This window comes from Hafnia paralvei ATCC 29927, assembly GCF_001655005.1.
Taxonomy (GTDB): domain Bacteria; phylum Pseudomonadota; class Gammaproteobacteria; order Enterobacterales; family Enterobacteriaceae; genus Hafnia; species Hafnia paralvei.
This window is the reverse complement of record NZ_LXET01000016.1, coordinates 115,468-133,587: the sequence shown is the minus strand read 5'-3', so window position 1 is coordinate 133,587 and position 18,120 is coordinate 115,468. Positions and strand designations below refer to the sequence as shown.

12 protein-coding genes are annotated in these 18,120 nt (G+C 45.9%); 9 read left to right on the top strand and 3 right to left on the bottom strand.

The features are described from left to right. Positions 1–202: 202 nt before the first annotated feature. The 9 genes from M988_RS06075 to M988_RS06035 all read left to right on the top strand — a co-directional run bounded on the left by M988_RS06075 (position 203) and on the right by M988_RS06035 (position 11,938). Positions 203–772 (top strand): fimbrial protein, encoded by a 570-nt coding sequence (locus M988_RS06075; RefSeq protein ID WP_008814129.1) that lies wholly within the window; start codon positions 203–205, stop codon positions 770–772. Positions 773–911: 139 nt separating this feature from the next. Continuing rightward, on the top strand, positions 912–1,604 hold the full coding sequence (locus M988_RS06070; protein WP_061059772.1) for a fimbrial biogenesis chaperone: 693 nt from the start codon (positions 912–914) through the stop codon (positions 1,602–1,604). An 8-nt stretch (positions 1,605–1,612) separates the two neighbouring features. Beyond that, positions 1,613–4,168, top strand: a complete 2,556-nt coding sequence (locus M988_RS06065; RefSeq protein WP_248846495.1) for a fimbria/pilus outer membrane usher protein — start codon at positions 1,613–1,615, stop codon at positions 4,166–4,168. Then, positions 4,158–5,333, top strand: coding sequence for a fimbrial protein (locus tag M988_RS06060; RefSeq protein WP_064573301.1), 1,176 nt, complete (start codon positions 4,158–4,160; stop codon positions 5,331–5,333). The genes M988_RS06065 and M988_RS06060 overlap by 11 nt, the downstream gene beginning before the upstream one ends. Before the next feature lie 235 nt (positions 5,334–5,568). Further along, positions 5,569–8,715 (top strand): multidrug efflux RND transporter permease AcrD, encoded by a 3,147-nt coding sequence (gene acrD / locus M988_RS06055; RefSeq protein WP_064573299.1) that lies wholly within the window; start codon positions 5,569–5,571, stop codon positions 8,713–8,715. Between the two features lie 573 nt (positions 8,716–9,288). After that, a complete protein-coding gene (locus M988_RS06050; protein WP_008814134.1) occupies positions 9,289–9,675 on the top strand; it encodes an ArsC family reductase in 387 nt (128 codons plus the stop codon). Further along, positions 9,672–10,802, top strand: a complete 1,131-nt coding sequence (gene dapE, locus M988_RS06045; RefSeq protein WP_039188170.1) for a succinyl-diaminopimelate desuccinylase — start codon at positions 9,672–9,674, stop codon at positions 10,800–10,802. Before M988_RS06050 ends, dapE begins: the two co-directional genes overlap by 4 nt. Next, positions 10,799–11,464, top strand: coding sequence for a M15 family metallopeptidase (locus M988_RS06040; protein ID WP_039188169.1), 666 nt, complete (start codon positions 10,799–10,801; stop codon positions 11,462–11,464). Before dapE ends, M988_RS06040 begins: the two co-directional genes overlap by 4 nt. A 288-nt stretch (positions 11,465–11,752) precedes the next feature. After that, positions 11,753–11,938 (top strand): YpfN family protein, encoded by a 186-nt coding sequence (locus tag M988_RS06035; protein ID WP_008814137.1) that lies wholly within the window; start codon positions 11,753–11,755, stop codon positions 11,936–11,938. 65 nt (positions 11,939–12,003) lie between these two features. Here the strand turns inward: M988_RS06035 and ypfH are convergent, their stop codons facing one another. The 3 genes from ypfH to M988_RS06020 all read right to left on the bottom strand — a co-directional run bounded on the left by ypfH (position 12,004) and on the right by M988_RS06020 (position 18,109). Next, positions 12,004–12,690 carry an esterase gene (gene ypfH / locus M988_RS06030; RefSeq protein WP_064573291.1) on the bottom strand — a complete coding sequence of 229 codons (687 nt, stop codon included), beginning with the start codon at positions 12,688–12,690 and terminating at the stop codon, positions 12,004–12,006. A gap of 312 nt (positions 12,691–13,002) precedes the next feature. Next, entirely contained in the window at positions 13,003–15,792 is a 2,790-nt protein-coding gene (locus M988_RS06025; protein WP_064573289.1) for an autotransporter outer membrane beta-barrel domain-containing protein, read from the bottom strand. Positions 15,793–16,135: 343 nt separating this feature from the next. Beyond that, positions 16,136–18,109, bottom strand: coding sequence for a tRNA(Met) cytidine acetyltransferase TmcA (locus tag M988_RS06020; RefSeq protein ID WP_064573287.1), 1,974 nt, complete (start codon positions 18,107–18,109; stop codon positions 16,136–16,138). Positions 18,110–18,120 lie beyond the last annotated feature (11 nt).

Genomic DNA, 18,120 nt, shown 5'->3' with positions numbered 1-18,120 from the left:
AACAAACACTAACAGTAATGGAATGAAAGTCATTTAAACATATTAATTTGCAATAAGTTTCACCATGAAAACATCAAAATACACTTCAGAGTAAAGAAATAAATGTATATACTCTGCGAAATATATGAAAGAATGAGTTCTCAAGAAACATAAGTCATACTTATTAATTTCGCCAAATAAAATTATTACGGAGAATAATATAGTGAAAAGGAACGTGTTTATTGCCATGACCATACTCTCTTCTGCAACGGTATTTGCTGCAGAAGACAATGCAGGTAAGATTCATTTCACAGGAGAAATTATTGAACCTAGCTGTGTCATTATTGGTGACGGCGGAACAAACGAATATAAAATTCCTCTAGGTACTTATCCCACATCATTTTTTAGCTCAATCGGGACAGAGTCAGATCTCGTCCCTGTAGGCATTATCCTAGAAGATTGCCCATTAAGAAGCGATGGGCTACCTAACATTCAATTAACCTTCACAGGCCCCTTTGCACTCACCAACTCGAATACCTTACTCGACGTCAGCAAGATCACAACCAGTGGTGCAACAGCCGCGACGGGAGTGGGTATTGCCCTGAGTCCAAGTAACTTAGATACAACGTTTATCAAAGTCGATGGGTCAGAAGGACAGCTTGTTCTTGGTCTACCAGCAATGCCTACAGATAGAGTTAATGCAACCTTTAACGCTCGTTATAAATCATTTGCATCAACCGTAACCGCAGGCCCCGCTGATGCAGATTTAACCATTAACATTGTTTATCATTAAATTCTTAGCTATTCGCTGAACGTGTTATTAGCGATTCATCTAATAACACGCTCAGCATGATTTCGCCCTACAGCTTAGATATAACACTAGGCTTGCTGTGATATAAAAAATTGATATGTATTTATTAAAGATCACTAATATGCGAATTCTTATACCGACCGTTTTTTCTATATTATGCATTCTATCTGGTTTCAGTCATGCGGCTGGTGTTCAGATAGGGCGAACACGTATTATTTATGACGCCAGTAAGAAGGAGGTTGCGCTACCACTGATAAATAAAGAAAAGGATCTTCCTTGGCTCATTCAATCTTGGATTGATACTGGCGACGGAAAAACTCGCGGGCCATTCATCATTACCCCGCCACTTTTCCGGCTTGATCCACAAAAAGAACAAAATCTGCGTATTACATGGTCAGGCAAGACGCTACCTACCGATCGTGAGTCTTTATTTTATATGAATATACGTACGATCCCTGCAATGGCAAAAGATGATGATGATAAAAACGTTTTACGCCTTATCTATAAAACTCGATTGAAATTATTTTGGCGCCCAAAGGGATTGCATGATACGCCCATTGACGCCTGCAAAAACCTGCGGTTTATCCGACGCGATAATCAGTTGCTGATTACGAATGATGGAGACTATTACAGCGTTTTTGATAGCTTAAAAGTAGGCGGGAAATTGATGGAAAATATTGAAATGGTTGCCCCAAAATCAACCACACAATCTCAACTATCCGATACAGCCAAAGGTTCAAACGTGATCTGGCGTTGCATTAGTGATTATGGCAACGCAACCAATGAATTTACAACGAATTTAACCCAGGGATAATGAGTCTCATGGCAGCTAAAGGATTGCGCCAACGCTTCTCTCGTCCCAACTTGCAATCCCATCGATTATTGAGAGGCTTGAGTGGTTTGCTGCTCGTTGCTATCAGCAACGTAAGCGCCAGAGAATTTTATTTTTCCCCTTCCTCTCTTGAGGGGGATGGATTGTCACAGCAGGATATTGACCTGTCTTTGTTTTCGAAAGAAAACGGTCAACTACCCGGTGCCTATCAAACCAAGATAATGATTAATAAGAAGTTGATAGACGACAAAACGATTAATTATATCAACAATAAGAACGGTGCTCTGCTACCACAACTGAGCCCCCAACAATTGCGCCAGTGGGGAGTTCGTGTCGATGCTTATCCCAGCTTAGCAAAGCTGCCTAGCAGTGAGCCATTGATCGACCCCATTGATAAATATATTCCTTTTGCATCAGCAACATTCGATTTTAATGCCATGACGTTGCGTATTAGCATGCCACAGGCAGCAATCGATACGCACCATTCCACCGACGTTGATCCTTCGCGCTGGAATGACGGTGCTCCTGTGCTTTTTGCTGATTATGCATTCTCTGGTTCACGACGTGAGAATAGCGACCATACGAGTAACGACACGCAGTATCTCAATCTGCGCAGCGGTGCTAATTTTGGCGGATGGCGACTTCGTAACTATTCAACCTGGAGCCAATCAAATAATACGCAGTCTTGGCAAGCTATTAATACGTGGATCCAACATGATATTCACCTATTGAAAGCCCAGTTTATTGCAGGCGAAAACAGCACTCGTGGCGAGGTTTTTGATAGCCTGCAGTATCGCGGTATTAATATCGCATCTGACGATGAAATGCTGCCCTACAATCAGCGTGGTTTTGCACCAATAATCCGAGGTATCGCCAGCTCTAACGCGGAAATCTCCGTGCGTCAAAATGGTTATGTCATTTATCAAGCTAACGTGGCTCCGGGTGCGTTTGAAATTACCGATCTGTATTCTACGACCAACAGTGCAGACCTTGAGGTAACGGTTAAGGAAGCTGACGGCACCGAACATCGTTTCATCCAACCTTATTCAAGTGTTGCGGTAATGCAACGGCCGGGCAATATCCGCTATGAAGTCACTCTTGCACGCTATCAAGCTGACGATAATCTCACAGCAAATGAGCCGCTTTTCGCACAAGGCAGCGCCATTTACGGGCTTAACAACTATCTGACTTTTTTTGGCGGTGTAACATTTTCACCTGACTATCAAGCATTCAACGGTGGCACCGGCGTTTTGCTGGGTGATTTAGGTGCGATATCGACAGATGTCACTTGGGCGCAAGCGCGTCTAGATAATGATGAGCAGCAAAACGGTCAGTCTTGGCGCCTCATGTATACCAAGAAGATAGAAACCACAGATACTAACCTCACACTCGCGAGCTATCGATATTCGACGAGTGGCTACTACAGTTTTGCCGATGCGAATGAAAAATATGATGATAGCGATACAGACTGGTCGTTTCGCTATAACAAGCGCAGCAGACTTCAGTTAAACCTCAACCAGACCATTCTGGATAGCAGTTTATACGTCTCTGGCTATCAGCAGGACTACTGGCAGACCAGCCGCAAAGAAAGAAGTGTGACATCAGGACTCAGCCGAGTTATTGGGGATATTAGCGTCAATATTGCCTATACCTATAGCAAAACCAGTGATGAGAAGAGCGATCAAATGATGTCGCTAGGTTTTAGTGTGCCGCTCGCTAAGTGGCTCCCCAAAAGCTGGGTCAGCTACAATATCAACACCAGCAAACGGGGCGACACTAGCCATAACGTTGGGCTGAATGGCACGGTGTTGGATGACGATAGGCTGAGTTATTCACTTCAGCAAAGCCATACCAATCATGGCGGTGGGGATAACAGTAGCGTATATGGCGGCTATCGTTCGCAATACGCCAACGTTAATGCAGGCTATTACTACGCCTCTGATAATTCTCGGCAATTGACCTATGGTGTAAGCGGAGCGGTTGTTGCTCATCCGTTAGGTGTAACCCTGTCACAGCCTCTGGGTGAACAATTTGCTATTGTCAGCGCAAAAGGCGCATCCGGTGTGCGCTTTACGAATCAGCGTGGAGTTCGGACAGATTTCTTCGGCAACGCCATTATTCCTTCCCTTACGCCCTATCAGGAAAACGTTATTCGCATCGATACCACCAGTTTGCCCGATGATATTGACACCGATGCAACGACGATGACCGTGGTTCCAAGTAGGAACGCCGCTGTCAGCACACAATTTACGGCGCATATTGGCTATCGAGCGCTAATCACTCTCACCCGCCCGGACGGCCGCATCATCCCATTTGGGGCTGTAGCCACCGTGGATGGACTATCCCTAAGCGGAATCGTGGATGACCATGGTGAACTTTATCTCTCGGGCGTGGGTGAACACATTGCATTGACGGTGCAATGGGGCTCCTCACCTGAACAACGTTGCCACGCTGATGTCGTGTTCCCCTCTTCTTCTGAAGCAACTGTGGGTGGCATTCACCAAGCCAGCGTACTCTGCAAGCCGGATGTAAATCATGCAAAATAAAAAAACCACCGCACATGCTGCATTCTTTCAGCAATGCAAACTTTGTCTAGTGTTGATATTTTCTATCTTCCCTCTTTTCTCTCAAGCGGCAACGACGGTATTGCAGAACTGTTTTCCAGCGCCAGTAACCTACACGATTCATACTGACACAGAACTCCCTTCCGAAGAAAATCACGATGGGTATTCTGCCAATGTGAATGATCACATTGCAGGCAATGGTCCAGCCATCGTTGCGAACTGTACCTGCCCGTACAATCTTTATGCATCCACAGCCATCTATGAAACTACCGCGGGAGGCAGCCCGCTACCTCCAGGAACCAACGGATATGGTTATTTGACTGAACATCTGGATATCGACGTCACAGCCTATGGCGATGCGATAGATTCACCCGATGGCCATGGCCTGCCCCCTATTAATGTTGATACCTATCCAACACCTATTGCAGGCATGTATAGCACTAATGAAGTACAGCTAAGACACACTGAAGGAACAAGCGATGTGTGCAGTGATGCTACAAGACCTGCCGACGCAAGCACTACGAAACGTAGCTTTAAATGGAATATTTTGGCTTTCAAATTTTATATTAAAAAAGCGATTCTTGGCGAAGAGATCATTCCATCAACGGTTATCGTACAAAATTATGCCTGTCTCTCTTTCGGTAACTATTGCAGCGTCACTGACACACAATGGGTCTCCAGTATTCAAGTAACCGGAAAACTTACCGCGCCGTTGAGTTGCACGATTAATGCAGGCAGCACCATAGAGGTCGAATTAGGTAATATCGTTACATCGCAGTTTGTCTCCCAAGGCGAGCCTCCAACCAACTACACCTTAAAAGACGTTGATATCACGTATCACTGCGACGATCCCGCCGCCGCCAACGCAGGGAAAATCAAATTTAGCCTTACGGCAGACCAAGGGGTTGCCGCAGGCAGCAACAATCTCATTGCAAAAATGCTCGACCGTGATGACATCGGCGTACGTATGTTTGATCAAAATAATAATGATATTGTGCTAGACGGTTCGCTCGATTTACCCATCACTCTGGATTCGCAGGGAAATGGTAAGATAAGCATGACAGCGGCGCCGGTGAGCACGACATCAAGTAGGCCCCAACCGGGTAAATTTGAAGGTAATGTCACGGTAAAAATGGAACTTCGCTAAAGTAACCCCATATTCATAGAGCTGTATTATGATGAATATCAAAATACAGCTTTACTGCCCTCTTAGACTGAATAATCCTAGCAAATACATACCGTCTGAAAGAATATTTACTCTTTCTCCTTTTTTTCTCCACGTTTTGAACTCACTGACAGGATAAAGTGCGTTAGCATGGATCGATTTACGTCTAGAACTCCACTTTCAAGCATAAGAGTAAGCGTTATGAGGGTATTTACCCGTGGCTAATTTTTTTATTGATCGCCCCATTTTTGCTTGGGTTATTGCCATTATTATCAGCCTCACTGGTCTGTTAGCGATAAACACTCTGCCTGTTGAGCAGTATCCAAACCTCGCCCCTCCAACGGTACGCATCAGTGCATCCTATCCGGGGGCTTCTGCTCAAACACTGGAAAATACGGTAACACAGATTATCGAACAAAATATGACCGGCCTAGATGGCTTGTTATATATGTCATCTCAGAGCAGCAGCACCGGCAGCGCCTCAATCACCCTGACCTTTCAGGCTGGAATAAATCCTAATGAAGCGATGCAGCAGGTGCAAAACCAGTTGCAAGGTGCGACGCGTAAGCTGCCACAAGATGTGCAGCAACAAGGTGTGACGGTTTCAAAGTCTGGCGATAGCAGCCTAATGACCGTTGCCTTTGTCTCAACCGATCACAGTATGACTCGGCAAGATATTGCTGACTATGTCGCCAGTAATTTACAAGATCCTATCAGCCGTATCGACGGCGTGGGTAGCGTGGACGCCTTTGGTTCCCAGTATGCCATGCGTATCTGGCTCGACCCCAACAAGCTTAATAACTATAAACTGACAACCCAAGACGTTGTTACTGCGATTAAAACCCAAAACAATCAGATTGCCGTTGGGCAAGTCGGTGGAACACCATCCGTCAATGGTCAGGCATTGAATGCCACCATGAATGCCCAATCACAACTGCAAACACCAGAACAATTTCGAGATATCACCCTCAGAGTCAATACCGATGGTTCTTATGTCACCCTAGGGGATGTTGCTACTGTTGAACTAGGGGCAGAAAATTACGATTATCTGAGTCGATACAACGGAATGCCAGCGTCGGGTATGAGTATCAAACTGGCTTCTGGTGCCAATGAACTCGCTACCGATAAACTGGTTAAAGCCAAGCTCACTGAGCTAGAGCAATATTTTCCACACGGCTTAAAAGTCGAATATGCCTATGAAACAACGCCATTTGTACAGGAATCCATCAAGGATGTTGTGAAAACGCTGTTCGAAGCCATTTTCCTCGTGTTCTTGGTGATGTATTTATTCCTACAAAACTTCCGAGCAACCTTAATCCCCACGATTGCGGTACCGGTCGTATTACTTGGCACCTATGCAGTGCTGTATGCCTTTGGCTTCAGTATCAATACCCTAACGATGTTTGCGATGGTGCTTGCCATTGGGCTTCTGGTGGATGACGCCATCGTGGTGGTGGAAAACGTCGAACGCGTGATGACCGAGGAAGGGTTATCCCCCCGAGAAGCTACGCGTAAATCGATGGCACAAATCCAAAGCGCTTTGGTCGGGATTGCCTTAGTGCTTTCCGCTGTATTTGTGCCAATGGCTTTCTTTGGTGGCACAACCGGTGCTATTTATCGCCAATTCTCCGTGACTATCGTTTCGGCGATGGTTTTTTCTGTTTTAGTCGCCTTAATTTTGACGCCGGCACTCTGCGCTACTTTGCTTAAGCCAATTAAAAAGGGTGAGGTTCACGGCCACAAAGGCTTTTTCGGCTGGTTTAACCGCGTGTTTGAGCGTAGTACTCATCAGTATGAAAACGGGGTCGCCCGCATTGTACGCAACAGCGGACGTACCATGCTGTTATACCTGTTGATTATCGTTGGCTTAGCATTCGCGTTCACTCGTTTACCAACCTCTTTCTTACCCTTGGAAGACCGTGGCGTCTTCATGACCCAGATCCAGTTACCCGTTGGATCAACGCAACAGCAAACACTGAAAGTCGTGGAGAAAGTCGAAAATTATCTGCTGCAAAGTGAGAAAAAAAACGTCGTTTCCGTATTCTCTATTATTGGCTCTGGCCCGGGCGGTAACGGTCAAAACGTTGCACGTATGTTCGTACGTTTGAAGCATTGGGATGAACGCTCCAATCCCGATGACTCTTCATTTGCCATTATCGATCGCGCAACCGCTGAATTTAATAAAATTAAGGAAGCTAGAGTTTTTGCGAGCAGCCCACCAGCGATCTCAGGATTGGGTAACTCGGCAGGTTTTGATATGGAGCTCGAAGATCATGCGGGTCTTGGGCATGCTGAACTCATGAAGGCGCGTGACACCTTGTTGGCCGCGGCGGCAAAAGAACCTCAGCTCACCCGTGTTCGCCACAACGGTTTAGACGATAGCCCACAGTTGCAGGTCAACATTGATCAACGCAAGGCGCAAGCGCTAGGCGTTAATATTGATGACATCAACAACACGTTAAAAACGGCTTGGGGATCAACTTACGTTAATGACTTCCTAGATCGTGGCCGTGTCAAAAAGGTCTATGTTCAAAGCGCGGCACCTTACCGCATGCTGCCAAGTGATATCTATAGCTGGTACGTCAACAACAATAATGGCGAGATGGTTCCATTCTCTGCTTTCGCCAACAGCCAGTGGACCTATGGCTCACCACGACTGGAACGATACAACGGTAATGCAGCGCTAGAAATCGTCGGCGAAGCCGCTACGGGGATTAGTACCGGTACAGCGATGGATATTATGGAGCGTCTTGTCAGTCACCTACCTAACGGTATCGGTTTAGAATGGACAGGCATGTCCTATCAGGAACGACTATCTGGTGCACAGGCTCCGGCGCTTTATGCAATTTCGTTACTTGTGGTGTTCCTGTGCTTAGCGGCGTTATATGAAAGCTGGTCCATTCCATTCTCGGTCATGTTGGTCGTACCATTAGGGGTGCTGGGTGCCGTATGCGCAACGTGGGTGCGTGGGTTGGAAAACGATGTTTATTTCCAAGTTGGTCTGCTAACAATCATTGGTCTTTCCGCTAAAAATGCCATATTGATTGTGGAATTCGCCAATGAACTACATCGTTCAGGGAAAGACTTATTGGAGGCAACGCTGGAGGCGTGTCGTCTACGTCTACGCCCTATATTGATGACGTCGTTAGCATTCATCTTTGGTGTATTGCCAATGGCGATAAGTCATGGCGCTGGCTCAGGCAGCCAACATGCGGTCGGGACTGGCGTATTAGGTGGAATGTTTACCGCGACCATCCTTGCCATCTTCTTTGTGCCAGTATTCTTTATTTTGGTTCGCCGCCGCTTTCCCGGAAAAACGGCGTCCGCTATAGAACCAGATGAAATCATCCCGCCCAAAGAATAATCACTAAACCATCACCCTCTCCCGATGGCGGTGGTTTAACGCTGACAAGCAAAAGGCAGCCCGCGGGCTGCCTTTTATTTGGGTGAAACCATGGTGGTTGGCTTGTCACAAATTATCAAGAATATTCGTTTAAAACGATCCACAAATTACCAACGGTTTTAAACTTATAGCCTCTACCTCGAGGGACTTTCTGACCAGTTTGTGATTACTGGTGCTTGTTTGACAACATGGCGTCAATAAACGCTTTCCAGTTGCTTAGTTCTGTATCAATCATATTTACGTCTTTGGTGGCTTACAAAATTTAGTACCCGATCATGATAACCTTTTACAGACCAATGGTGAATATTTGACCTAGTCGATATTTCTATAAGAACGACCATTAGGAAGCACTATTTAGATAAAGCGCAGCCTCAATTTACACAGTCGGAACACTCTTAGCGCTAACACTCTGGATCATGAGCTCTTTTTCCCGCATTATGTGTTAAATAATTTAACAACATCAACAAGTCAGGGTCTGCGCTACGCACCATGAATTCGCCAGATCGTGAGCTTAGACACAGGTACTCTTGCCGCATGACAGCAAATTTAGAAAAAGCACCTCTTTATCTTTATGGCATCAAGAACTGCGACACCATCAAAAAAGCCCGAAAATGGCTTGAAGAGCAACAGGTGGTCTATCAGTTTCATGATTATCGTGCCGATGGTTTAGAGCCGGCTCTGCTACACACTTTTATCGCCCAATTAGGGTGGGAAGCGTTACTGAACACGCGCGGAACGACATGGCGCAAGCTGGATGAATCCTTACGCAACAGCATCACCGATGCCGATAGCGCAGCAGCATTAATGCTGGAACATCCCGCAATAATCAAACGCCCACTATTGGCACATAATGACCACATGTTGTTGGGATTTAAACCGGAGCAATATGCACATTTTTTAGCTGAGGAGAAAATACGATGACCTGCCCAGTACTTGAGCTCACTCAGCAGTTAATCAAATGCCGTTCTGTTAGCCCTGAAGATGCAGGCTGCCAAGAACTATTGATTGAACGTCTGCAAGCAATTGGTTTTACCATCGAAGATATGACATTTGGTGACACCCGTAACTTTTGGGCTTATCGCGGGGGTAATGGCCCAACGCTTGCATTCGCCGGCCATACCGACGTGGTGCCAAGCGGGGATGAATCCAAATGGACCAATCCACCTTATGAACCAACCCTGCGCGACGGTATGATATACGGCAGAGGCGCAGCGGATATGAAAGGTTCGTTAGCAGCCATGGTCGTTGCGGCTGAACGCTTCATCGAAGCCAATCCTCACCATCAGGGGCGTCTGGCTTTCTTAATCACGTCAGATGAAGAAGCTAGCGCGGTAAACGGCACCGTAAAAGTGGTGGAAAAGCTGATTGCGCGTCAGGAGAAGGTCGAATATTGCTTGGTTGGAGAACCGTCTAGCACCGAGAAAGTCGGTGATGTGGTCAAAAATGGCCGCCGTGGCTCAATGACGGCCAACCTTTATATTCAAGGCGTACAGGGCCATGTTGCCTACCCGCATTTGGCCGATAATCCCATTCATAAAGCCGCTCCGATGATAAATGAGTTGGTCAATGAAGTTTGGGATGAGGGGAATGAATTCTTTCCCCCTACCAGTATGCAGATCGCGAATATTGCCGCGGGTACGGGTAGCAATAACGTGATCCCTGGCGAGTTATATATACAGTTTAATTTCCGCTTCAGCACGGAGTCGACCGTCGATTCGATTAAGACGCGGGTCAAAGCGCTGCTCGATCGCTACCAACTCACCTATAGTTTAGAGTGGAACGTCTCAGGCTTGCCTTTCCTAACCGCACGCGGTCATTTGGTCGATGCTGTCGTCAATGCCATTCAGCATTATGGCGAAATTACGCCGCAGTTACTGACCACCGGTGGAACCTCTGATGGACGCTTTATCGCACAGATGGGTACTCAGGTCGTTGAACTGGGGCCGGTCAATGCCACGATTCATAAAGTGGATGAGTGCGTTCATGCCGCAGACCTGCAAATGCTGAGCCGTATGTACCAAAGAATAATGGAGCAACTCGTCGCATGATCACGCCGGAAATGCTGACCGGACAAAGCACCGAGCATCTTGCCGTACTTTGTGGGAACCATCGTTTACAACCTGAGGCCGTTAAGGCTTTTCAGGCATTGCAATGCGCAGCCAAAGAAGCGGGATTTAATTTACAACCCGCCAGCACATTTAGAGACTTTGCTCGACAGCAAACTATTTGGAATGCGAAATTCAATGGTGAACGCGCTGTTCTCGATGAAAATAGCCAACCACTGGATATCACAACGCTGACGGATGGCGAGTTATGCTGTGCAATTTTACGTTGGTCTGCACTTCCTGGCGCTAGTCGCCATCATTGGGGAACCGATCTCGATATCTATGATCCAGATCTTTTACCCGATGGGAAAAAACTTCAGCTTGAGCCATGGGAATATCTGGAAGGGGGATATTTCTATCCATTAAATCAATGGCTTTCAGATAATATGGATCGTTTTGGATTTTACCGCCCATTCGGTGATAAGCAGCAAGGTGTTGCGGTAGAGCCTTGGCATCTCAGCTATCGCCCCCTCTCCTCCTTGGCTGAGCATCAGCTAACGAAAGAGGTGCTCAAAAAAGCATGGCAAGACAAACACATTGCGGGTTCAGAATGGCTTATTCCACACCTGTCAGAGATTTTTTCCCGCTTTATTGCCATAAAATAAGCCTTACTTATATGTTTTAAACCGCCTGAATGGGCGGTTTTTTGTCTTAAGCTCAAGAAATTTATACATAATTGAGTGTTACCCCGTACTATTTTTATTGCGGAAACCCCGCATAACTTTGCCTCTGAGGTTGTATACTTAACGCAGAGTGAATGGTGTCATGCAGAAAAACGGTTATTAAAATCCGTTTCACCGATGTTAGGTGGCTCGAATCAATGATGAATGGCTAGAATGGCAGCAACGTTGCAGTTCAGCCATTTAATTAGTCCAAAATTTAAGGTGGTAGCTATGCAATGGTTAGCCGATTACTGGTGGATTATTCTGTTAGTTCTGATCGGGATGGTATGGAATGGGATGAAAGCCTTGCTCAAAGTAGACCACAAAAGTTTTCTGAGCAATAAGCCTGAATTGCCTCCACATCGCGATAACAATGCGCAATGGGACAATGATGATGACTGGCCTAAAAAGAAGTAACACCAAGTTAGTTCTCATCAGAAGTAAAAGGGCAATTTTTATTGCCCTTAGTTAGCACATCACTGTTATTTAAAAGCGATCAAATCGCCACGTTTACCACTCAGAGCTTCATCCCAATAGCGTTGAGGAATGTAAGCACGTAAACGCTCTAGCGCTAAATCCATCATATTCTGATCGATGGCATGCCCAATCGGCTCGATATCTAAAGTAAAGTCAGATCCGTATGTTTGCATACTCTCTGCAGCCTGATGCGCGTTATCGATAACAATAATCGTATCCTCACTACCATGAATCAGGTGAACAACCGTATTCCCTAAACTTTTTTCAGGTAATGCGGCAAAACGACCACTGAAAGATACCACCCTTCCGGCCAAATTTGGCGTCACTTTCACGGCTTCAAGCGCCATAATCGCTCCCTGAGAAAATCCGACTAGTGCTGTGGCCTCAGGATTAACATCAGCAACACGCTGCCAATATCGCACAATTTCAATAAACTGAGGCATAACCTCATTAATACGCTCGATGCGGTTCTCTTCTGTTACCCCATCCACCGAAAACCACTGCAAACCTTGGCCGCTCGGGATCTGATAGGGTGATCCAATGCTAATCACCAGTGCTTTTGGAAAAGCTTGAGCAAAATACTCACCAATCGTTCCCATAGACACCGGATTATCGCCAACCCCGTGAAACAGCAAAATCAGCTGTTCTGCCGGTGTTGCAGGGCTTTGGACAACATGATGTTCGTGCTTCATTAGGTCACTCCTCGGTTAATTAAAACATGCCACTTATTGGCATCATTTGTTAACCACCACTATACGCCGAAGAGTTTTGATGAAAATCGTATTTCCTTGATGAGGTTGTTCTATTTTTTTGCTGAATGCTAGTCAAAAACGAGATAAAAAAAATGGCCCCGAAGGGCCATTCAACTTAAGGGACTCTCCGCTCAGCCTAAACTGCGCGGAGAATTCATACTAGGCAACAGCCCAAAATCCTTTCGGCACAAACTCTGTTACTTGGACGCTAGCAAAAGAGATTGTATACTGTCGCCAGGGCGTATGAATCTATTACCAGCTGTATTTCACGCCAGCGTTAACAGCCCATGGTTGGTCGATATCACTACCACCCATATAGCTTGCGCCTGCGTAGGTGCTGAAGTTCTTAGTGAAGTTAAACTGACCGCCTAAACCAACGCGAACTGCTGAACCACCAACACCGTTGTCAATGTTGTCGCCGTTGATGTCTGCATCGTTGCTGCCCGCATCATCATAAACGTATGCCAAAGTCGCATATGGAGTCAGAGACTGGTCGTTTGCATAGTCGAAGCGATAGTTAGCATTGATACCTGCTTCGTAACGCAAGCTGTTATAACCTTGGTCAGACACATCCATGCCATTGCTGGTACGGTAGTCATCACTGTTCATGAACAGACCAGAAACGCTAGCATATGGGCTCAATTTACCCTGAGTATCAAGAGCGATGTCGTAGCCGACTTTCAAGCCGAAGCCCCATGCATCAGAGCTGGTAGAGCCCGATGTGTGGTCGCCGTTGCTCATATCAGCATCCAGATCGTTGCTGTAATGAGAGTAGCTTAACGAGGTATCCAAGAAGACGTTGTTGTCGAACTTAGCAGAAGAGTAGACACGAGCAGACTGGCTGTCCTGATCTACGCTTCCGCTGTGGTCGCTAACGTCGCCTTTAGCGAAGCCTGCGGACATACCGACCAACCAGTTTGCATAGTTGCCGTCGATAACCTTATCCACACCAACCATGATACCGTTGATATCTTGATCGTAATTGATCTCACCGCCGTCGCCGTTAACATGACCGCCGAAGTAGCTCACCCATGCACCACCAGTGTCACCCGCGTTATCACGAGTTTGAGTCTGGCGACGTTCCAGAGTGTCCTGCTCCATATGCCAGATGTTGGCGTTTGCAGAAGGAATGCTCAGCGCCATATTGGCAGCATCGGTCAGGTTACGCTGGTCCAGAACGACAGTATCGCCGCGCTGCTCTGCTTCATAGGTATAAGCACCTAGGTCAGCACGGTTAGCCGCGGTGAACGATGCGCTAGTATCTGCATTATTGTCGTACACACGAACAATTTCTTTGTCTTGGTAATCAGCGATAGAACCCTGCCCAGTCGCGTTATCTACGCGAACAGAGTAGTTACCGCTCACATCGCCGTTAACCGCCAAGTGGCCGTCAGAATTGATAGCAATGACACCGTGGTCGTAACCAGCAGCATTAACATCATTGGTCACATAACGCGCATTGCTCATATCTGAATTGAGCACGTACTCACGGCTGCCAACATTCAGAGTACCGGCATCACTTAATACCAAGCTGTGAGTATCGGTCTGACCCAAACCTAAGTTCAGTTCACCGCCGTTGGTCACAGTGATTGTGTTGGCATACAGTGCTGCAGTTTCCTCAGTCAGGATAACCTGACTGCCGCTATTGATGTTCAGTGAATCAGTAGCAACGCCGTTGTTATAGCCATACGAATTAGGAATCGTCGTACCGGCACTGTTGCTATCGCCGATTTGCATCGAAGAACCGTTATTCAAGGTAATGCTATCAGCCAGCAAGCTTGAATTCACAACATTAACCTGAGAACCGTTGTTAATGGTCAAAGTGTCAATGTTAGATGTTTTGCGGGTGTCCCACTCAGAGTTATTATCCAGAGTAACGTTGAACAAACCGCTCTGATAAACAGAAGCTGAGGTGAAATCGCCATTTACATCGAACTCATCTGTTGGCCACAGGCTATTAGGGCTGTAATCATACAGAGTATTCGTATGTTCAACAGAAGACACCGCAGCACCAACCCACTTACTGCCGTTGGTTAATGTCAGATTTAAAGAATCTTGATCATCCCAACCATTGGTGTCTTTAACATTATCACCGTTAGAATCATGGCCAGTTGGATCAAAGTTATTATCGAATACGCTGGAGAACAGAACATCGCCAGTCAACGTTGAATGATCAAACGTCGCCGTGGTTTGCATAGCGTTATCAGTACGACTTGCCATAACAATCAGTGCCGCATCATCAAGGCCTGCAGTACTCGTTCCTGCGTAGTCACTTGGTTTGCCTGATTGGCCATAGAAACCTGTATTATCCAATTCTGAGTAAGCACCTGAAGTGACCACAGAATCTTTAACAGTTACGGTATCAGTAAAAATTTCTGGGCTATTGGTTGCACTATCAGGCCAATAGTAACCTTGAACTAAGGTGATACCTGCAACGTGGGAATTGTTCTGGATAACTACATTTGCTTCCTGATCCAGAGTAATTGCATTACCCATTGCGTAGGTATTATAAAGATCATGATCACGAACATCATTTGTCGTCACGTCATAATCATAATGTTCGTAGGTATCATCGATCGTAGAGTTATCAACGGTCAGTTGCAGTGTACCTAACTGATGGTCAGTATCATTAGCACACTCATCGGTTACGCAGGATGATGTAACCATACCGTGAATTGTACTGTTAGAGATATTTAATGTATCAGCAGTATTTGATGAATCATAGCCAAGGTAATAGGTTGAAATAACACCATTAACGACAGATTTATTAATTACTGGATAGATATCACCATCATAATATCCGTCAGTTGAATTATTCCAGCCAACATACCCATCATAATCTACATATCCATCAACATAACTACCAGCATTGAAAGTATCGTTGACATAAACATGATTACCGTAGCCAAGATCGTGGCCGTAGGTATCGTAGGTAGTACCTGAAATATCATTTGTAGCAGCTACAGCAGCTTGAGCTGCGATAGCCATAGAGCAAGCCAATGCCAGACGCGTTAAAGCAGTCTTATTCTTCCAAGAAGACATCTGTTATTCCCTCAATATAGGCAACGTTAATCCATAACCCATCAGAGATGAATATAGTTATGAATTGTTGATACTTTTAAAATATATGAAACTATCTGAAAGTGCTTTCGCCAAAGTTCAGCGGAATTAAATAATAATTAAGAGGTAGATTTAATTCAACTAAAAAAAACTTTTAAATATGGTAACAACCGTCATCTCGAAAATATAAAAAACCCTCACGATAAACGACTTGTTAAATAAATAAATTTAATTCTTAATTAAATAAAAAAGAACATACAGAGAATAAGAAAATAAAAGTAAAAATAAAAAACACCCTGAAGCTTAATATTAAGAATGGTTTTAATTAGTTATTAAGAATGCTAGCCAATACGGTCCGCAATCTAGTAATCAGCTCTTTTTTACCGGATATTTTATATTTATCACATAATCCCCTCACATCACCACTCTCATTTATACAGCTTTTTAGAAAGCAACTTAACTCGTCATCAGAAAGATGATTTGCGTATCTACTTAGTGCATAAACAGAAACGTCAAACGGGCGATAACAATGAGCGAAACCGTGAAGTTCATCGCAATCATCCTGATTCAGCGAGAGGTCTTTTTTCACGTTAATGGGCAGTCTTATATTGAGTTTTTTTTCGATAAAGTAGCCATCACGCTGCAAACGTAGCTGCAATCGGCGTAAAAGTGGCTGTGATTTTTCACTTAGAGGTAATATCGCCATCGCTGTATAGCAGCCACTGCTCGCTTCTAAATGCGTTCCAAACCTGACAAGTTGAAAACCACACCGTTGCCAAAACTGATGCAGTTCGGGCGTATAGCCAAAACTAACAGAAACAAAGTCTAACTGTTCTTGCCGCGCTTGATGAACAACCGCAGCCACTAATGATTTAGCCACGCCTTGACGTCGCCATTCGGGAAATACGGCAATTCGGCTGATTCTACGAGAACGTAAAACTGCGGCTATCCATTGTCCACCATGGGCTGCTAATGACTGCGCAACTAAGTTGCCTTTGGGGCGGCGTTCCCCTGCCCACACGGCTTTAGCTAGCGACTCATCTAATCCCCCCTCATCGACGGCCCATAATGCGGCAACAATATTGCTATCAACAAAGCTTGCATGCAGCTGATTTCCCACGCCGTCCATTAATCGGCGCAGATCCAGTGGCGTAGTCTTATAGTGGGCGCTGGTTAAAAGAGCGTAGAAATCAGACATCACTTGTGGCGAAGAGTGCCATTCATTTTGGCTTAATTTTTTTTGTTTAAGCTTCTGGCCGTGCTCGAAGGGTTCTTGTGGTTCCGCAAATAGCAAAAGCGAACCCACCCACGCCTCAAGAGGATCATGCAGCGCCCAACGCATGGGTTGTTCTAAGGAATAAATTTGACACGATGGAAGAGAAGAACAAAATTTAAGCAAAAAACCCCGTCCGGTACCTTCGTATCCTTGAACCGTCGTGGTTAAAAGGACATGGGGGAAAAATGAGATCAGTTCACTTAGCATCGGTGCTGGAATTGCTGCGGCTTCATCAATCAGTAACCAATCAACATTCTCAGGAACTTTTTGCCGACATTGCTCCAATAACATATCGGGGGCATGAAACTCCCCCTTTTTGCCACACTGAGATAAAACCTGAGTCGATACTCTATTTGGACCGGTAACCCAACATACTCCCGCCGTCCGTGCAGCAAACATGCCAGCCAGCGTTGACTTGCCGCGCCCGCGCTCACCAATCACGACGCTCACGGGATCGTTATTCGTCAATAAAGCCCGTAATATCGCTTCTTGTTCCCGCGTTGGCGATCCGTCAGGACGCTGCCACTCGGGGCGCGCTATTTGAAGCTCAGTAATTTTTTTCGGCGCTCCTTGCTTCCACACAATAATGTCAGGGTGCTGCGAAGTTACACGCTGGAAATGCCGAACAAAATAAGGTGTGGCGATGGGCTCGGCCTGTTCACTCCAACGTAAGCTATCCATATCCGGTAAGCACGGCCACTGTTCCCAGTCTGGAACCAGCAAAATCAACCAATGCCCCGCACTCATCGCCCCTGAAACAGCGGCCAGAGCTTCCGCATTAACACCCTCGGCGGCATTGAACACAACATGGGCAAGCTCTTGTCCCAACAGACCTCTCGCTGCACGAGTCGCGATAGAGGCTGTGCCTTCCGGCGCATTTTCTCCAACCCACAAAACATTAGGCTGAAGCGAAGGCAGGTTCTCTTCTATAACTTGGCGATGCCACGTAGTATCACCGCTCACGATTAGCACACGGCGAATCCCCATCCGCTGCATAGAGGTGATAGAAGAAGAAAGTGGCATACGGATCCGTT

Excerpts from the sequence above, each read along its gene's own strand:
- M988_RS06040 (WP_039188169.1), top strand. The coding sequence starts at position 10,799 with ATGATCACGCCGGAAATGCTGACCGGACAAAGCACCGAGCATCTTGCC.
- dapE (WP_039188170.1), top strand. The coding sequence starts at position 9,672 with ATGACCTGCCCAGTACTTGAGCTCACTCAGCAGTTAATCAAATGCCGT.
- M988_RS06050 (WP_008814134.1), top strand. The coding sequence starts at position 9,289 with ATGACAGCAAATTTAGAAAAAGCACCTCTTTATCTTTATGGCATCAAG.
- M988_RS06020 (WP_064573287.1), bottom strand. The coding sequence starts at position 18,109 with ATGCCACTTTCTTCTTCTATCACCTCTATGCAGCGGATGGGGATTCGC.
- M988_RS06070 (WP_061059772.1), top strand. The coding sequence starts at position 912 with ATGCGAATTCTTATACCGACCGTTTTTTCTATATTATGCATTCTATCT.
- M988_RS06035 (WP_008814137.1), top strand. The coding sequence starts at position 11,753 with ATGCAATGGTTAGCCGATTACTGGTGGATTATTCTGTTAGTTCTGATC.
- ypfH (WP_064573291.1), bottom strand. The coding sequence starts at position 12,690 with ATGAAGCACGAACATCATGTTGTCCAAAGCCCTGCAACACCGGCAGAA.
- M988_RS06065 (WP_248846495.1), top strand. The coding sequence starts at position 1,613 with ATGGCAGCTAAAGGATTGCGCCAACGCTTCTCTCGTCCCAACTTGCAA.
- M988_RS06060 (WP_064573301.1), top strand. The coding sequence starts at position 4,158 with ATGCAAAATAAAAAAACCACCGCACATGCTGCATTCTTTCAGCAATGC.
- M988_RS06025 (WP_064573289.1), bottom strand. The coding sequence starts at position 15,792 with ATGTCTTCTTGGAAGAATAAGACTGCTTTAACGCGTCTGGCATTGGCT.